Annotated in this window: 15 protein-coding genes and 1 pseudogene; 8 read left to right on the top strand and 8 right to left on the bottom strand. The window is 57.0% G+C overall.

Annotated features, from left to right (window positions below; all coding sequences use genetic code 11):
- Positions 1 to 110 precede the first annotated feature (110 nt).
- The 3 genes from sixA to WF513_RS07350 are packed head-to-tail and all read right to left on the bottom strand — an operon-like array spanning position 111 to position 2004.
- The gene (gene sixA, locus WF513_RS07360) at positions 111 to 575 is read right to left on the bottom strand and encodes a phosphohistidine phosphatase SixA (protein ID WP_339083469.1); all 465 of its coding nucleotides are present in this window, start codon (positions 573 to 575) and stop codon (positions 111 to 113) included.
- Between the two features lie 25 nt (positions 576 to 600).
- Positions 601 to 948, bottom strand: a complete 348-nt coding sequence (locus WF513_RS07355) for a DUF4389 domain-containing protein (RefSeq protein ID WP_339082859.1) — start codon at positions 946 to 948, stop codon at positions 601 to 603.
- A gap of 33 nt (positions 949 to 981) precedes the next feature.
- Positions 982 to 2004: an NAD(P)H-dependent glycerol-3-phosphate dehydrogenase gene (locus WF513_RS07350; RefSeq protein WP_339082857.1), complete on the bottom strand. Its 1023-nt coding sequence runs from the start codon at positions 2002 to 2004 to the stop codon at positions 982 to 984.
- A 153-nt stretch (positions 2005 to 2157) separates the two neighbouring features.
- Here WF513_RS07350 and WF513_RS07345 point away from each other — a divergent pair, with 153 nt between their 5' ends.
- The 5 genes and pseudogenes from WF513_RS07345 (at position 2158) to fabB (ending at position 9065) form a co-directional block, all read left to right on the top strand.
- Positions 2158 to 4281, top strand: coding sequence for a TonB-dependent receptor (locus tag WF513_RS07345; protein ID WP_339082855.1), 2124 nt, complete (start codon positions 2158 to 2160; stop codon positions 4279 to 4281).
- Positions 4282 to 4319: 38 nt separating this feature from the next.
- Complete coding sequence (locus WF513_RS07340; protein ID WP_339082852.1) at positions 4320 to 5201, top strand: ABC transporter substrate-binding protein; 882 nt, start codon at positions 4320 to 4322, stop codon at positions 5199 to 5201.
- Positions 5198 to 7141, top strand: a complete 1944-nt coding sequence (locus WF513_RS07335) for a response regulator (RefSeq protein ID WP_339082849.1) — start codon at positions 5198 to 5200, stop codon at positions 7139 to 7141. The genes WF513_RS07340 and WF513_RS07335 overlap by 4 nt, the downstream gene beginning before the upstream one ends.
- A 175-nt stretch (positions 7142 to 7316) precedes the next feature.
- Positions 7317 to 7897: pseudogene (gene fabA, locus WF513_RS07330) on the top strand (3-hydroxyacyl-[acyl-carrier-protein] dehydratase FabA).
- A complete protein-coding gene (fabB, locus tag WF513_RS07325) occupies positions 7845 to 9065 on the top strand; it encodes a beta-ketoacyl-ACP synthase I (RefSeq protein WP_339082847.1) in 1221 nt (406 codons plus the stop codon). Before fabA ends, fabB begins: the two are co-directional and overlap by 53 nt.
- Positions 9066 to 9301: 236 nt before the next feature.
- On the opposite strand, the gene WF513_RS07320 is transcribed toward fabB, so the two are convergent.
- From WF513_RS07320 to WF513_RS07310, 3 genes are all read right to left on the bottom strand, one after another.
- On the bottom strand, positions 9302 to 10927 hold the full coding sequence (locus tag WF513_RS07320) for a methyl-accepting chemotaxis protein (RefSeq protein ID WP_339082845.1): 1626 nt from the start codon (positions 10925 to 10927) through the stop codon (positions 9302 to 9304).
- A gap of 172 nt (positions 10928 to 11099) precedes the next feature.
- Positions 11100 to 11564, bottom strand: coding sequence for a DUF3859 domain-containing protein (locus tag WF513_RS07315; protein ID WP_339082843.1), 465 nt, complete (start codon positions 11562 to 11564; stop codon positions 11100 to 11102).
- Between the two features lie 62 nt (positions 11565 to 11626).
- A complete protein-coding gene (locus tag WF513_RS07310) occupies positions 11627 to 12649 on the bottom strand; it encodes an amidohydrolase family protein (protein WP_339082840.1) in 1023 nt (340 codons plus the stop codon).
- Between the two features lie 216 nt (positions 12650 to 12865).
- Here WF513_RS07310 and WF513_RS07305 point away from each other — a divergent pair, with 216 nt between their 5' ends.
- The 3 genes from WF513_RS07305 to WF513_RS07295 all read left to right on the top strand — a co-directional run bounded on the left by WF513_RS07305 (position 12866) and on the right by WF513_RS07295 (position 15082).
- Positions 12866 to 13414 carry a sigma-70 family RNA polymerase sigma factor gene (locus WF513_RS07305; protein WP_339082837.1) on the top strand — a complete coding sequence of 183 codons (549 nt, stop codon included), beginning with the start codon at positions 12866 to 12868 and terminating at the stop codon, positions 13412 to 13414.
- Positions 13411 to 14124, top strand: a complete 714-nt coding sequence (locus tag WF513_RS07300; protein ID WP_339082835.1) for an anti-sigma factor — start codon at positions 13411 to 13413, stop codon at positions 14122 to 14124. Before WF513_RS07305 ends, WF513_RS07300 begins: the two co-directional genes overlap by 4 nt.
- Before the next feature lie 166 nt (positions 14125 to 14290).
- On the top strand, positions 14291 to 15082 hold the full coding sequence (locus WF513_RS07295) for a DUF4394 domain-containing protein (protein WP_339082832.1): 792 nt from the start codon (positions 14291 to 14293) through the stop codon (positions 15080 to 15082).
- 42 nt (positions 15083 to 15124) lie between these two features.
- Here WF513_RS07295 and WF513_RS07290 read toward each other — a convergent pair whose 3' ends face one another.
- Both WF513_RS07290 and WF513_RS07285 read right to left on the bottom strand, forming a co-directional pair.
- On the bottom strand, positions 15125 to 15910 hold the full coding sequence (locus tag WF513_RS07290) for a dienelactone hydrolase family protein (RefSeq protein ID WP_339082830.1): 786 nt from the start codon (positions 15908 to 15910) through the stop codon (positions 15125 to 15127).
- Positions 15911 to 16002: 92 nt separating this feature from the next.
- A complete protein-coding gene (locus tag WF513_RS07285) occupies positions 16003 to 17877 on the bottom strand; it encodes an MFS transporter (protein ID WP_339082828.1) in 1875 nt (624 codons plus the stop codon).
- Between the last annotated feature and the right edge of the window lie 95 nt (positions 17878 to 17972).

The following is a 17972-nucleotide window of genomic DNA, read 5'->3' as shown; positions in this document are numbered from 1 at the left end:
CATCCTCCTTTGTAGTTTTTATGGAGCCAACCAAGCAATTGCTTGGTTGGACTATTCCACGCACAAAGGCGGCCCGCAAGAGGAGAAATGTTTCGGTGTGTAGTAGTGGCCTAACTGCGCGTCTGGTGCAGGTGCACAGACAGATGCATCAATCCGGCGACCAGTTCGTCGCCTTCCAATAAGGCCAAACTGGCGGTGTCCATGGGTAACGGCTGTTGCCGATGTCCGTGTATCAACAACCCGGCCAGCGCCCCCACAAGAGGCTGATGGGTCACCAGCAGGAGCTCTTGCAGCGGATACGCTGCAAGCTCTCGCAGGGTGTGGCGCAGATCGCTTTCAGGCGTTAGCCAAGGCACGGTGACCCGGTTACCGCTAAACGCCAGCGCCTCACAAAGCACATCCGCCGTCTGTTGTGCACGCACAAAGGGGCTGACCAGCACCACTTGCACCGGGCGATCGCGTAAGTGCTCAGCCGCCTCACCCACCTGTTGCCGGCCATAAGCCGTTAGGTTGCGCTGGGCATCACTGCGCGCTGTCGGCTCAGCTTCACCGTGGCGCAGCAGCCACAGTTTCATCGCCCGGCCCTGACCATTGAAGGTGTCACAGCTTGGGCTCTTCATCGCGCACCGGGTGAGCAGCGGGCGCAATGCTGTGCGGGGTTTCGCCTTGGGGTGCTTGCGGGGTTGGCCAATCAGCAAACGGCCACGGCTTTTCATCGCTGTTAAAAGTACCAAAACGACCAATCTGCGCGAGGTACTGGCTCAAGCTGTCGCCCAACCCGAGCAAAGCGCCATTCGGTGCGCCGTAAAACAAGCGATAACCCAGTTGCAGCACCACCACGGCGCCCAGAAAAATAACTGCCAGTTGCCAGACGATGGTGTAAATCACCATCCACAGCATGCGCAACAACATCGATTCGCGCTGCAGGTGTCGATTGTCATTAGTCATGTTCATCTCCTTAACAGCCCTTAACGATAAATTTCAAAAACCGCTGGTGGGAATAAAATCAACGTCGGTTTTTGCCTCTGCATTCATCAGCGCTCCAATCACCTGATCCAGCGTGCGCCCTTCAAACACGATGGCATGCAAGCCTGCCACCAGTGGCATGTAGACCTGCAACTCCTCGGCTTTAGCTTTTAACACCTTGATGGTGTTCACCCCTTCCGCCACCTCGCCCAAACGCTCAACGGCATCTTTAAGGCTCAAGCCTTCGCCGAGGGCAAAGCCAACTTGGTAATTACGACTTTTGGCCGAGGAGCATGTAACGATCAAGTCGCCCACGCCGGCCAAGCCGAGGAAGGTCATGGGGTTAGCGCCGAGCTTGACGGCGAAGCGGGTCATCTCGGCTAAGGCTCGAGTAATCAGCATGCTTTTGGTGTTTTCGCCCATGCCCATGGCCGCCGCCATGCCGGCGATAATCGCATACACGTTTTTCAACGCACCGCCCAACTCAACACCAAAACGGTCTGCGCTGGCATACACGCGAAAGGTGCGGCCATGCAGCGCTGCTTGCACTTGCTGGCAGAGGTCTTCGTCCTCACTGGCCACCACCGAGGCGGTCAGCGCGTGCTCGGCCACCTCACGGGCTAAGTTTGGCCCTGAGAGCACACCGATACGGGCTTGCGGAGCAATGTTCTGCAGAATCTGGCTCATCAACAGAAAACTCTGCGCCTCGATGCCCTTGGTGGTGCTGACCAGCAGCTTGCCGGCCAGCTGCGCCGCCACCGGCTGCAACACCTGACGCAGCGCGCTGGAGGGCAGCGCCACAAAAATAAGCTGACACGCATCAAGCGCCGCCGCCAGATCAGTCAGCGGCTCAACGCCGAGGTGAACCTTGATACCTTTAAGGTAACGCGGGTTTTCCCGGTTCTGCCGGATCGCCTCTGCCTGCTGAGGGTCGCGCATCCAGTGCAGAACGTGCTGGCCATTTTCAGCCAACAAATTAGCAATTGCAGTGCCGAAGCTACCGCCGCCAAGCACTGCGATGGGGTGCTGATCAGTCATAACGCATCCGTAGTGGCCATTTGAGTTCTTGCTGGCGCGCATTATACGGCGCTGAGCCCGTGCGACCAATTTAAGCCACGACTATCAGCCACTGCAAAAGCCAGAAGCCTCAGTTACCATGCTGCAAATCGGCAAACAAACTCGAGCGTTCGCATGGCCAAAACGCCTCCACTGGTGCACCTGATCAGTGCCCTGTCTCTTCTGGTACCACCGCTGGTAATGGCTGAAGACTTATTCGGCTTAGACCAACCGTTGCCTGAAATTCTCAGCGCCACCCGCCTGAAACAATCCCCGGCCGCCGTACCGGGCAGCGTTTCGGTGATTGACCGCGCGCTGATCGAAGCCAGCGGTGCGCGCGACATCCCCGAGTTAATGCGCTTAGTGCCCGGCATGATGGTCGGCTATGTCAAAGGCAACGAAATCACGGTCAACTACCACGGCGGCCAAGTAGGCACAGCCCGGCGCATGCAGGTGCTGATTGATGGGCGCTCGGTGTATCGACCGGGCCTGGCCACCGTTGACTGGGTCGACCTGCCACTGGCCATAGAAGATATCGAGCGCATCGAAGTGTTTCGCGGCCCTAACACCGTCAGTTACGGCGCCAATGCCCTGACTGGGGTGATTAGCATCACCACACGCAGCCCCGCTAACAACCATGGCACGCGACTTAAATACACCCACGGCCAACGTGGGATTGATGACTGGTATGGCAGCCAAGCCTTTAGCAGTGGTAATGGTGATTTCCGCCTGTCGCTCTCGGGCCAGCAAGACAGCGGCTTTGATCGCACCGACATAGAAGACTCCTACCGCGACAGCCGCCGCAGCACGCGCATGCACTTCAGCGCCACCCATGCGCTGGATGACAGCCAAACACTCGATTGGCAACTGGTCGCCAAAGAAGGCAGCAACCAAAAAAACTTCTATTCCAACGAAGAAGCACTGGTCAGGGACGTGGTTCCAGTAGGCGACACTAACAAAGACATTAAGGCCCGCGATTACTCTGCCTCAATGCGTTGGAGCCTTGACACCAGTAGCGCCCACAACCTGCAAGTGCAGGCCTATGCGCAGCGCTGGGAAAGGGTTCAGGAATGGCGTACCTGCGATCTGGCGCTTTCTTTTACCCCGGAAGTCAGTGCCCTGCAGCAACTCGACCCGAAATTGCTTGATTCGGTCGCCCGCCTCCTCAGGCAGCGTAAAGCAATACCCTTATCAGCCGGGCCACTGGCCTTCGCCATCGGTGAGAATTTCTACAAAAATGGAGGCGCGTTGCAGGCAGCAGTGTGTGGCGACATCAACAACAACATCAATGAAACTCGCTATGACCTTGAGCTGCAGGACACCCTCAGCCTCAGCGACGACCTGCGCCTGCTCAGCGGTATGAGCTACCGCAAAGATACAGCCGACTCACAAACCTACTTCCAAGGTGGCCTGCAAAACGAAGTGTGGCGCGTGTTTGGCCACCTGGAATGGCACCTGAGTGAGCACTTCGTCCTGCAGGGCGGCAGCATGTTTGAGACGGATACGCTGAGCGGGGACTCACTGACCTCGCGCATTGCCCTCAATTACCTGATTACCCCGCGCCACGGCATACGTTTTGTCTATTCCGAAGCGGTACGCTCGCCAGACATGCAGGAGAACAACGTTAACTGGTCGTATCTCATAGAAAATCTCAACCCAAACCTCAACGGTCGAGATTCGGCCTATTACTACGCCACCGCACAAGGGCCCGGCAACCTGCAGCAAGAAATCATGCGCTCGCGGGAAATTGGCTATAACGGCCAGTTCGATTTCGGCCTGCAGATCGATATCAAACTGTTTAACGAAGAAATACACCGCTTAATCGCCGAACCGCTGGATATCACCGAATTCGTGCAAAACAATGACAACTACATGTGGTTTCGCGGCGCAGAAACCGAAATCGACTGGGCCTTCACCGCTTCAGACCGTTTGCGCCTAACCTATGCTTATGTCGATTTCGAAACATCAGAAAAATCCTACCGGCGCCTAACCGCACGCTACAGCGGCTCCGCCGGCTATCTGCGTGACTGGGGTGACGGCTGGTCGAGCAGCCTGTTCTATTACGGCGCCGACTTACTAAATCAACGTCGCTTCGAGCGCGCCGATTTGCGCATTGCCAAGCGCTTCAACTTTGGCAAAAGCGATCTGGAACTGGCGCTAATGATGCAACAGCGCCTGGATGATGAAGCGCTAACCTGGCGCGAGAATTTGTATGACCAGCGCCGCATGGTTTCTGTCAGTGCGCAGCTAGAATTTTAGATGCCCGCGTTTTCAAGGATTATCACCGAGGCCAACGGATGCGCCGCCTAATAGTGTTTTGCTCATGCTTACTGCTGGCACTGCCCGCTTGGGCTGCTGAAATCATTTTCAGCGCCAGCACGGACAGCCCAGCCACTCAGGCATTCGTCAACGACCTGCAACTGCGCAGGCCGCTCGACCACATCAGCCTCGTTGTTTTAGACCAACTGCCAGCACCCTCGCAATTGCCTGAGGCCAGCCGCCTGGTTTTGCTCGACAGGCCCTCGCTGGACTGGCGTTTAGCCGACCTTGCCGGCCCGCCCACTCTGGCGCTGCGCATCAGCCACCTAGAGGCAAACTCCTTACCGACCATATTGCCTGCGCAACTGAGCCTGCTTTGGAGTGACCCCTCACCGCAACGGCAAATGCATTTGGCACGTTTATTGCTGCCCAACGCCAAGCGCGTCGGGCTTTTATTTGATGGCGGCAGTGAGTTTCTTTTGGATGAATATCAACGCGCCGCCACCGAGCACGGCATGACGCTGGTGAGCAGACACTGGAGTGACACGCGTGACAGTCGACCATTGCTTGACCTGCTGTCACACAGCGACCTGCTGCTGGGTATCAACGACCCTGAATTGTTCAATTCCCACACTGTGAAAAACCTATTGCTCACCAGCTACGCGCGTCAGCGTTCAATTATTGGCCCCAGCGCCAGCTTTGTTCAGGCCGGCAGTTTGGCCAGCAGTTACAGCGACCGGACCGATTGGTTGAATAGTGTTGAAGCGTTGCTCGATCAGCCACCGGCGGCTTGGCCACAAAGCGCTTACCCCCGTTTTTTCAAGGTCACCAGCAACCCTCAGGTTGCACGCTCGCTGGCCATTGAATTGCCCAGCAACGAATCCCTGGCACAAAAGCTCGCTGAAGGAGAAGCTCAATGAGGCTGCCACGTCGCTGGAATATCCACACCCGCACGCAGCTGATCAGCGTCGGACCAGCGTTGTTAATAACCCTCTTGTTGACTGGTTTTTTTACCTTCGCCCGCCTTCAAGAATTGCAACAGGAGCTCAAGCAAACCGGTCAGCTGATCGCCAGCCAGCTGGCTCCTGCCACTGAATACGGGGTTATATCCGGCAACCTGACGGTGCTGAAATCACTGCTTGGGGTCACCTTGCAAACCCCACATGTGCGTTTTCTGGAGGTGCGCGACCATAACGATCGCGTCTTGCTTTTCGTTGAACAGCCCAATGGTGACACCCTTACGCGCGCTGAAGTGAGCACCTTTGAGGCGCCGATCATCCTGCAGAAAGTCACCCTCAATGCTGACTTTATGCACAGTGACAACGTCGATCTTTCACCGCCACCGAATGACTACCTGGGCCGCGTGGTCGTGGGCATCGCCAGCGACGCGTTTAACAGCCGCCAACAGGAGATTTTGCTCAAAGCGGGCCTACTCGCGCTATTTGCCTTGGCGTTGACCTTTATGCTTGCCCGTAGCCTTGCCCGACGCTTGTCAGAACCCCTCAGCGCCATGGGCCAAGCGGTTAGCGCGATTCAGGCCGGCAATTACCAAACCACGCTGCCGGAAACGGGTGAGGGTGAGCTGCAATCCCTGGCGCAACACATCAACAGCTTGGCCCACGGCCTGGCCCGCGCCAGTGACGAACAACAACGGGCCATGACCTTACTGACCCAAGCACGCGAACAAGCCGAGCTGGCTAACCGGGCCAAATCTGACTTTTTAGCGATGATGAGCCATGAACTGCGCACGCCCATGAATGGTGTGCTGGGCATGTTGCAGCTGATGGAAACCACCGAAATGACTCAGGAGCAGACGGAGTACGCAGCCATAGCCACCGAGTCCACCGAGCACCTGCTCAAGGTCATCAACGACATTCTCGATTTCTCGCGCATTGAACGCGGCGCCTTAGAACTGGAACACATTCCCTTCAACCTGCCAGACCTGATGCACAGTTCCATGCACATGTTCCAGCACAGTGCCAAGCAGCGTGGCTTGCAACTGGAACTTGATATCCAGGGAGGCCTGGAGCACTTACAGGTCAAGGGCGACCCCACGCGTATCCGGCAAATTCTGGTCAACCTGATCGGTAATGCATTGAAGTTCACTGAACACGGCCGCGTCAGTGTGCACTGCACCTGGCAAGCGCTAGATGATCAGGTGTTGTGGTTCAATTGTGCGGTGCATGACAGCGGTATTGGCATTTCCCCCGAACGCCTGGAGCCTATGTTCGTTGCCTTCCAGCAAGCTGACACTTCTATTTCAAGACGTTACGGGGGCACGGGGCTGGGTTTACCTATCGCCCGTACGCTCGCCGAGCGCATGGGCGGCACCCTGCGCGCGGTAAGCCAGGAAGGTCACGGCTCGGTCTTTACCCTCGAAGTGCCGCTGCCGTTTTCTCAGCAGGTGGCCTTAGTGGCCAGTGAAGACTCGCACACACCCGATCAAGGCCAAGGCCAGTCCCTGCTGGTGGTCGAGGACAATCCGGTCAACCAAACAGTGATCGAAGCCATGCTGCGCAGCCTGGGCTATCAGGTCAGTTTGGTTGGCGACGGTGCCCAGGCCGTGCAGCACGTCAGTCAGCAGCGTTACGCCGCGATCCTGATGGATTGCCGCTTACCCATTATGGACGGCTACGAGGCCACTCGGCAGATCCGCCGTTTGCCCGGCTGCAGCGATATACCGATCATCGCCCTAACCGCCAACGCCCTGCAGGGCGACCGCGAAAATTGCCTGCAATGCGGCATGAATGACTACCTGACAAAACCGTTTAAACGGGCGGATATACAGCACATGCTGCAACGCTGGCTGCCGCATCGACCTTCGACGGGTAGTCAAGATGACGGAACTGCTGCAGGCTAATGGGCATGGACGCTTTTAAAGGCCCACACGAACAGAGTACAACTGTACTCACAACGCTGTGACTTTCACCCCAACGCAACAGTCTATGGCTAGGCTGTTGCAGGCGCAGCAGACTGCGCCGCCAGCCAGAACGTTTCGCCCAGCCTTGGCGCATGGGACATATTGAGGAGCTCGCATGACCAAACAAAATGCCTTCACCCGGGAAGACCTGTTGCGCTGCAGCCGTGGCGAACTGTTCGGCCCAGGTAATGCGCAACTGCCCGCGCCGAACATGTTGATGATTGATCGCATCACCCACATCAGCGACACGGGCGGCAAGTTCGGCAAAGGCGAAATAGTTGCCGAGCTCGATATCACCCCAGACCTGTGGTTTTTCGGCTGCCATTTTGAAGGCGACCCGGTCATGCCAGGCTGCTTGGGCCTTGACGCCATGTGGCAGCTGGTTGGTTTTCACCTCGGCTGGCAAGGCCAACCCGGCCGTGGCCGCGCGCTGGGTTGCGGCGAAGTGAAGTTCTTTGGCCAGGTCCTGCCGACCGCCAAGAAGGTCACTTACAACATCCATATCAAACGCACCATCGCCCGCTCGTTGGTCTTGGCCATTGCCGATGGCACCGTCAGCGTCGATGGCCGCGAAATCTACAGCGCCGAAGGCCTGCGGGTTGGCCTGTTTACCTCTACCGATAATTTTTAAAGGACTCACTGCATGCGTCGCGTCGTAATTACCGGCCTGGGCATCGTATCCTGCCTAGGCAATGACAAAGCCACCGTGTCTGCCAGCCTGCGTGCCGGTAAGTCAGGCATCCGTTTCAACCCGGCCTACGCCGAAATGGGCTTGCGCAGCCAGGTCTCCGGCACGGTTGATCTCAACCTTGAAGAGCTGATCGATCGCAAGGTTTATCGCTTTATGGGGGATGCGGCAGCCTTCGCTTACCTGTCCATGCAGCAAGCCATCGCTGACGCCGGCCTGAGCGCCGAAGCCATCTCCAACCCGCGCGTGGGTTTGATCGCAGGCTCCGGCGGCGCGTCCACCTTCAACCAAATGGAGGCCATGGACATCCTGCGCGAGAAGGGCGTCAAGCGCGTCGGTCCTTATCGTGTACCTCGGACCATGGGCAGCACCGTTTCCGCCTGCTTGGCCACACCGTTTAAGATCAAGGGCGTGAATTACTCGATCTCCTCCGCCTGCGCCACCAGCGCCCATTGCATCGGTAATGCCATGGAGCAAATCCAGCTGGGTAAGCAGGACATGGTGTTTGCCGGCGGCGGCGAAGAAGAGCATTGGAGCCAAAGCTTCTTGTTCGACGCCATGGGCGCCCTCTCCACCCAATACAACGAAACCCCTGAAAAAGCCTCGCGCGCCTACGACGCCAAGCGTGACGGTTTCGTCATCGCCGGCGGTGGCGGCATGGTGGTGGTTGAAGAACTGGAACACGCCCTTAAGCGTGGCGCCAAGATCTATGCGGAAATCGTCGGTTACGGCGCCACCTCCGATGGCTACGACATGGTCGCGCCAAGCGGCGAAGGTGCGGTGCGCTGCATGCAGCAAGCCCTGGCCACTGTTGATACGCCCATCGACTACCTGAACACGCACGGCACCTCGACGCCGGTGGGCGATTTAGCAGAAAGTCGTGCCGTGCGCGAAGTGTTTGGTGCCAAAGCGCCAGCCATCAGCTCAACCAAGAGCCTGTCTGGTCACTCGCTTGGCGCGGCTGGGGTGCAGGAAGCGATCTATTGCATGTTGATGATGGAAGGTAACTTTATCGCCGGCTCGGTCAACATCGATGAAATTGACCCAGAAATAGCCGACCTGCCAATCCAGCGCAGCACCGTCGAGAACGCCCAACTCGACACCGTGATGAGCAACAGCTTTGGCTTCGGCGGCACCAACGCAACCTTAGTACTCAAGCGCTGGGCGGGTAAATAAACCAACGCTTGTTTTGCATGTAAAAAGGCCACCGTGAGGTGGCCTTTTTCGTTGGTGGTGCGGCAAGCATTTTTGCTACCGCTTGCGTGGCGTGAGTCAGTGACGACACCGTAGGTAGATAAAGCACCCTGAACTGACGGGTTACGACGCAGCCAGATGTGCATCAGTCGACAACACATCTGCTGACGCCTAGCCCACCCCGATCCCAAGGTCGGCATTAGGCGGGTAAGCCAAGATCAAATCGAGAAGCGCGCCACCAACGCCGTTAGGTCAACGGCGAGACGTGACAGCTCCTGGCTGGCGGCCGAGGTTTGGTTGGCCCCAGCAGATGACTGCATCGACAGGTCGCGGATGTTGACCAAGTTGCGGTCCACTTCACGTGCCACCTGGGCTTGTTCTTCTGCTGCGCTGGCAATCACCAGGTTACGCTCGTTGATCTGTGAAATAGCCACTGCGATTTCATCCAGCGCCTGCCCGGCGGCCTTGGCTACATCCAGGGTCGAACGCGCTCGGCTGTTGCTGTTTTGCATGGCGTTTACGGCTCTATCAGTACCCTGCTGAATGCCGCCGACCATCTGTTCAATTTCCTGAGTTGATTGCTGGGTACGGTGTGCCAGCGCTCGAACTTCATCCGCCACCACAGCAAAACCCCGCCCAGCATCACCTGCGCGCGCGGCTTCAATCGCGGCGTTGAGCGCTAATAAGTTGGTTTGTTCGGCAATCGAGCGAATCACATCCAAGACTTTGCTGATATCACGCACCTTACCTGCCAGTTGTTCAACCTCGGAGGCAGTGCTGGTGACGTCTTCAGCCAAGGAACTGATTGAATCAACGGTCTGGCGCACTTGCTCGCGGCCATGCTGCGCGGTGCGGTTGGACTCTTTAGACGCCTCAGAGGTGCTGACGGCATTGCGCGCTACTTCTTCTGATGCACTGGTCATCTCATTGACAGCGGTAGCAGCCTGCTCGATTTCATCGTTCTGCTGGTGCAAACCACGGGTGGAGTCCTCTGTCACCGCACTCAGCTCCTCAGAGGCGGAGGCCAGTTGCGTTGAAGAGTCGGCAATACCCTGAATGGTGCTGCGCAGACTCTGTTGCATGGTTTTTAGCGCACCCAACAAGCGCGCCGGTTCATCGCTGCCTTGCACCTCAATTGATTGAGTGAGGTTACCGCTCGCCACCACTTCGGCCACCCGCACCGCTTCAGCCAGCGGTGCGACGATGCTGCGGGTCAGCAGCATCGCCAGAATCACGGTTAGGCCCAGCGCCAAAGCTATAACGGCAATCACCCACAAGCGCGCGCTGACAAACACCTGGTTAGACTTTTCCACCGCAGCGGTGGCGCCAATTTGGTTAATTCCCGCAAGCTCAATTAACGTCTTGGTCATGCTGTCGGCGTGGCCATTAAGCGCACCGTTAGCTATCGCCAAAGCTGCATCCAAATCGTTCTGGCGGACCGCCTGTACAATCTGCCGCTGCTCGCGTAGATAATTACCTTCCGCCTGGGTGAAACGCTGATAGCTCGCTTTTTCTTCAGGCGAAGAAATATATTTCTCATAATTATCTTTTGACTTAGCCAAGGCGCCATAGAGATCTTCAATCTTAGACAAATTAGCCGTAGCCATGCTTTCATCAGTATTGAGCATTAAACGCAGGGTCATTGCTCGAAGGCGCAGCACATCCTGGCTTAGTTCGCCCACACCTATAATGCTAGGCAGCCATTTACTTTTAACTTTATCGGCCTGCGTGTTCATTTCAGCCATTTGCAGCAGCGAAAAGCTGCCAAGCAATAGCACCAGCAGGGCTACCAAACCAAAGCCGAGCGTCGCTCTGGGTGCAATGTTAAGGTTTCTGAGTGTCATGGATGGCAGCCCTACAAAGTTTATGGTTATTAGTTGTTTAGTTGATGGGTTCAGTGCTGGCCTTAAGTAACACGGCTCTAAGTACGCTATCGACTGTGCGGTGTGATTCTTGAAGCTTTGCATATAAAAAACCCGAGCCAGGCTCGGGTTGGTAGTTGTAACTGACCCTACATCAGCGCACGGTAAAACGCTGCTCAACCAGCTTGCGGTCATCTTGAAACACCATAAAGTGCCATTCGCCAGGCACCACTTCATGCGCTTCAGTAAATTCAAAGGCCATGACTTCTTTCGCCGCATCAGTGACCAGCTTTTGCGTGACGACAAATTTGTCATGGCGTTTGCCGTCTGGGGTGACCACGCCTGGCGTGAGGTAGAGCAGAGTCAGCGGCGAGTCGCCTACCATTTTGCCCGCAAGGCTATAACGCAGACCAAATTTACTGCCCAGCTTGGCCGGGATCACCGCGCCCGACTCGATGACCTGATTGTTGCGGGCTAGCACCCGCTCACCGGCCTGAAAGTCTTGATAATCGTTGACGAAAATGCCGTATTCGACCGGGCCTTCTAGCTGAACGTCGGCCAGCGCCAAGCTGCTGCTCAATACAAGTGCAATGACACTACTTAAAGCAATGGGGTGCATGTTGCGCTCCTTTTTAGATGAGCGCGAGCCTATGACATCGGTGTGACAAGGCGATGACACGCTCACTCTGCGAGCTCGGCCTGCACCTTACGTGGCAGCACGGCGAGGAAATTATCGCGCGCCACCTGCTGGGCGACATCCTCAGGTAGGGCGTCGAGAAACGGCTTAAAGCCCGTCATATTTTCGGCCAAGCCATTAAAGCGGCCAACCACATCAGAACCCAACATAAACCGCGCCGGGTAGCTGCTGACCAATTTTACCCAAGCCGGATCAGGCTTACCCTCGGCATCCAGCAGGTAAGGCTGGAGCAGGGTCCAAGACAGGTCGATATACAGATTGGGATACTGCTCGATCATTCGCTGCAGCGTCGGCAAGAGAAATTTCAATTTTTGCTGATGCCGATGAATTTCCATGCTGGTGCCAGCATGCGCCCAGATAAAACGCACATGTGGATGGTTGCGCAGTGGGTCTTCAATTTCCTGCAAGTACAGCGGGTTGCGCTCACGCTTAGAGGTGATGTTGGAATGCAGCATCACCGGCAGGTCATACTCGGCGGCCAGATGAAAAACACGCGCCAGTGCCTCGTTATTGGCACGCGGGGTATCGCCATTGATGAGCGCGGTGAGGTCATCGTGGCGGGTAAATACCTCACCTATGCCCTGCCAAAGCCCGGGGTCAAGTTCGAGCATGCGACGGATGTGCGCGTCGGCATTCTTATCATTCGGGTTAAAGCCTGATAAAAACGGGTGCAGTCGCTTGCGCTGCTCGGCTGGCACTTGCTTGTAAGCATGTGCCACCAGCACATCAGTGGCGCTGTACCAATAGGCGTCAGCATCGTCGCCGGCGTAGTAACGTGGCCGCTTGGGCTCATCTTCATGCCACTTCTTCGCCACCGGAATACCAGAGAGCATCACATGCTCGATGTTACCGGCGGCCATTTGCTCAAACAGCTCGGTCATGCCGGCGCTTTCCTGAAAGAAATCGACGTAGTGCAGGTGGGCATCGCTGTAACGATACTCCCGGGCCTGGGCGCACTGAGCGGTGAGGCCTAGGATCAAGGCGAAACTGATTCGTAGGGCATGCAAGTGGGTGTCCTCCTGACAGACTAAGCACATAGACTCCACGTATTAAACGCAAGTTCATCCCGCTTTGTCCTCCAGCTGGCAACTCACGAGCCGAGTTACAGCTATCGCACCGCCGGCTGCACGCTGGCGGAGAAGTTTTGTTTCACTGCCAAGACATCCAAACAGCACGTGCTCGGGTATAACCTTCGGCACGCTCACACATTCAGGAACCCGTGCATGGCGCAGCCGTTGTTTGATTACGAAAGCCATCTTGAGGCCTGTGCTCAGCAGGACGAACGCGCATTCCAGGCGCTCTACCAACAGGAAGCTGCGCAAATGCTCGGGTTGGCCATCACCTTGCTCGGCCGCCGTGATCAGGCTGAAGACTGTATGCACGATGCGTTTGTGCAGATCTGGCGTAACGCCCAGCGCTTTCAGCGGGCACTTGGTAGCGGTCGTGCGTGGATCTACAGCATCCTGCGCTACCGCGCGCTGAACCAGCTACGCAGCCGGGGGCGCACGGTGGAACTGGATGACGACTTTATCGAACGCGCCGCCGATGACAGCCCGCAGGCCGCCGAACTGCTGGAACAACAAGGCGAACATCGAGCGCTACGCCGCTGCCTGCAGGGCATCGAACGCAATCGCCGTCACCCAATCCTGCTGGCCTTCTATCACGGCCTGACCCATGAACAAATCGCCAACCGCCTGACCACCCCGCTTGGCACTATTAAAGGCCGTATCCGCGCCGGCTTACGCGCACTGCAGGAGTGCTTGCACACATGATTACGCAGCAACCTGCCGAACGCCGCGCATTGATCGGCGAATACGTCTTGGGCCTGCTCGATGAGGACGACACCGCTGAGGTGCGCGAGCTGATTGAACACGACAGCGACGCCGCGCAAATGGCCCTGCAGTGGCAGCAGCACTTTCTTGAGCTGAGTGACCAATTGCCGCCACAGACACCCTCAGCGCAATTGTGGCAACGCCTGCAGGACAGCCTCGGCCTGACGCCAGCCATCAGCCGCGTCAACAGCTGGCGAGCTTGGTGGCAAAGCCTGACCACCTGGCGGCTTACCAGCGCGGCCCTAGCCTTCGGCCTGATCATCGCCGTGCTGCCTGATTTTTGGCGCACTGATACTGCGGCCAACAGCTTCACCGTGGTGCTGCAGGCCCCAGGTGAAGCAGCCAAACCAGGCTGGGTGGTTCATGTTGATGGCGCTGGCAGCCTGCGGCTGCAGCCATTACTCGATGACCAGATCCCGGACGACCGCTCCGTGCAGTTCTGGACGCTGATTGATCCCGCTGTTGGTCCGCGTTCGTTGGGTCTGGTCGAGCCAGGTCAGCCGTTGCAATTGTCCGCCGAACAGATCGGCGCCGTGCAAGCGGGACAGCTGTTCGAGCTGACTCTGGAACCGGCTGGCGGCTCCCCAAAAGACCGACCCACTGGCAAGGTGCTGTATATCGGTCGCGCAGTGATGGCTTCGCTTAATTAAAACGACCTCGGCCTGAGGTATTCAGGCTGGGAGAAATTTATTTTCAGTCCGTGACATCCAAACCCTCACTCATGGGTATAGCTATCAGGTGTTTCATCGAGGCACCTGCAAGGCAGGCATTGTTCGGCCTTGCATCGATGCTGAATAACCCCATGAGAGAACACACATGAATACGCTAAAAACTGCACTGACTGCTGCCGTTGCCACCGCTACGCTGAGCCTCGCGGCTGGCAACGTCAGCGCCGCTACATTGCTGGCGCTGGGTGCCGATGGCCAGCTGTTTAAGATTGACAGCGCCAGCCAGAAAGTCACCGCGACCATGTCTGCCAGCAGCCCAAGCCCACTGCGCGGCTTGGATGTGCGCCCGGCCAACGGCATGCTCTATGCGCTCGGCAGTGACAATCAGCTCTACACCCTGGACCTGACCACTGGCGCAGCCAGCAAGGTCGCCAGCCTGAACAAGCAGCTACCGGGCAGCGGTCAGGCAGTTATCGACTTCAACCCGGTGGCTGACAAGATGCGCATGCTGGCGGCCGATGGCACCAATTTTCGCGTCAACGTCGAAACCGGCGAAGTGGTCGTCGACGGCTCCGTAAACTATGACGCCGATGGCCCGCATAAAGACAAAAGCGCTCAAGTAGTGGCTGGCGCTTACACCAATTCATACGCCGGTACTCAGGCCACTGCGTTATACAACGTCGATCTGGCCAGCAGCAGCCTGATGCTGCAAAACCCGCCGAACGATGGCATCCAGCAGGTAGTGGGTATGGTCGCCGAGGGTCTGAAGAACGCCGCGATGGACATTGCCAGCGACGGCAAAGGCGGCAACACCGCCTACCTGCTGACCGGCACCACGCTGCATACCGTGGACCTGGCCAGCGGTATGCCAACGACGCTGGGCGATATTGCTGGCCTGCCGGGCACTATCATTGATATCGCAGTACTGCCGGGCATGTAAGCAAAGTTGAGGGGAAGGCCGCCAGGCCTTCCAGTTCAAGGTTTACTTGGCAAAGGTTTCATCGAACAGATCATCCATTGCCTTGAACGCGCGGGTTGCCACCAGCGGGTTGTAGTGGTTGTTGCCCGGCATATTCGCCTCTGGGTTAGTGAAGGAATGCACCGCGCCACCGTAGCTGACCAGCTGCCAATCGGTTTTAGCAGCCTTCATTTCGGCGATAAAGTCATCGACTTGCGCCTGCGGCACGATCGGATCATCGGCGCCATGCAAGACTAAGATCGGCGCTTTGATGTTCTGCGCATCAGCAGGATTAGGGGTGTCCAAGTTGCCATGGAATGACACAAACCCTTTTAGGTCAGCGCCAGAGCGGGCCAATTCCAGCACCGCTGTGCCACCCAAACAGAAGCCAATTGCGCCCAGCTTGCTGGCATCCAGCGCGACCTCGGCGGCTTGCGCTTTAAGCACGTCTACAGCGGCCTGGGTGCGTTTACGCAGCAGCGCACGGTCAGCGCGAACTAAGGTCGCGGCAGCCTGAGCTTCGCCGGCATTGCTTGGGCGTATCGCCTTGCCGTAGATGTCGGCCACAAACACCACGTATTGATCCCCGGCAACATGCGCGGCTTTCTTCGCCGAATTTTCAGTCACGCCCATCCAGTTAGGCACCATCACCAGACCCGGGCGTGCAGTGGTCACTGCATCGTCATAAACAAGCAGGCCTTCGAACGCTTCACCGTCAATTTCATAAGGCACCGGCTCAACCACCACTGCGGCTTGGGCGACGCCCAGCATGCCGGCACATATCAAGGGCAATAAGGTTTTCTTAGACATCGTGGAGTTCCTCTGTGTGGGTTCAGTGCAGCCACTGGCTGCGTTAACGCGATGAGCACGCACTCGACCATAAAGGCCTACGCCTTACATGCCTAGCGCCGATCACCGCGTAACGCCGCCACCTGCGCTTGTAACAGCTCACGCTTAACCACCTCGGCGGCCACCGGCGCGCCCGCAACCAAGGTGATGCGCGACCATAAGCGTTTGAACAACCCTTTGTGCGGATCACGGCTAAAAAAACTGCCCCACAAGCCTTGCAGCGCCATGGGAATGACCGGCACCGGGTTAGCGTCGATGATGCGTTCGATACCGTTTTTGAACTCACTGAGCTCGCCATCGGTGGTCAACTTGCCTTCGGGGAAGATGCACACCACTTCACCATTGCGCAGGTATTCAGCAATTTTCTTGAAGGCGGCGTCGTAGATCAGCAAGTCTTCGTTACGCCCGGCAATCGGCACCGTGCCGGCGGTACGGAAGATAAAGTTGAGCACCGGTAGGTTGTAGATTTTGTAGTACATGACAAAGCGCACCGGCCGGCGCACCGCCCCACCGATCAGCAATGCGTCAACAAACGACACATGGTTGCACACCAGCACCGCTGAGCCCTCATCAGGAATCGCCTCCAGCCCCTTGTGCTCAACCCTGTACATCGAGTGGCTGAGCAGCCAGATCATAAAGCGCATGCTGAATTCGGGAACAATCTTGAAGATGTAGCTGTTGACTGCGATGTTCATCAACGAAATGGTCAGGAACAACTGCGGGATCGACAGCTCAGCGACACTGAGAAACAAGATCGAAACAATCGCCGACACCACCATAAACAGCGCATTAAGGATGTTATTGGCCGCAATCACCCGCGCCCGCTCTTGCTCCACGGTGCGCGACTGGATCAGCGCATACAGCGGCACGATATAAAAGCCGCCAAACAAACCAATGCCAAGGATAGAGCCAAGAATCAACCAGCCTTGGCTGAAACTGAGCACGGTGAGCCAGTCATGCGCGATGGCCGCTTGTGGGAAGCCGCCCGAAAACCACCAAAGCAAAATACCGAAGACGGTTAGACCGATTGAGCCGAAGGGTACTAGGCCGATTTCAACTTTGTGTCCGCTCATGCGCTCACACAGCATCGAGCCTAGGCCAATGCCTAAGGAGAATACGGTGAGAATCAGCGTCACCACACTTTCATCGCCGTACAGCCACTCTTTGGCATAGGCCGGAATCTGCGTCAGGTACACCGCGCCAAGAAACCAAAACCAGGAGTTACCCACTAACGAGCGCGACACTGCCGGGCGCTGGCCCAGGCCGAGCTTCATGATCAGCCACGACTGACGCAGGATATTCCAATCCAATTTAAGCTGCGGCATGGCCGCTGCTGCTGCCGGTATACCGCGGCTGGCCAGGTAACCGCCAACGGCGACCAGCACCACGCAGGCAGCAACGATATAGGCGTAGCCGCTGCTGGCCATGATGATGCCAGCGCCAATGGTGCCGGCGAGGATGGCCAAAAAGGTGCCCATTTCTACCAGCGCGTTACCGCCCACCAACTCCTGCTCTTTAAGATGCTGCGGCAGAATCGAATACTTCACCGGCCCGAACAAGGCTGACTGAGTGCCCATGGCAAATAATACGGCGAGCATCAATGGCAGGTTGCCGAGCAGCACACCCGCGGCGCCCAGCAACATGATCACAATCTCGGCGAACTTGATCTTGCGGATTAACGCGTCCTTAGCGAATTTCTCACCGAACTGGCCGCCAAGGGCTGAAAACAAAAAGAACGGCAGAATAAACAGCAAGGCGCAAAGGTTGATCAACAAGGCCTTATCAGCCCCGGAACTGATCTTGAACAGAATGGCGAGAATCAGCGATTGCTTGAAGATATTGTCGTTAAAAGCACCCAGTAATTGAGTGATAAAAAACGGCAAAAAACGCTTTTTACCCAGTAACGCGAATTGTGATTGTTCGGTCATCGTCCGTTTACCTGTGTGCTGTGGCTAAGCGAGTGATCAGGCATTTGACTGCAAGAGCACCCAACAAAGCCACCGCAACAGCGATTTTTTGCTGC

This window comes from Pseudomonas sp. TMP9, from assembly GCF_037943105.1.
In the GTDB taxonomy this organism is placed as follows: Bacteria; Pseudomonadota; Gammaproteobacteria; order Pseudomonadales; family Pseudomonadaceae; genus Aquipseudomonas.
Note: the sequence above shows the minus strand (reverse complement) of the source record. Positions and strands in the feature narration are given on the sequence as shown.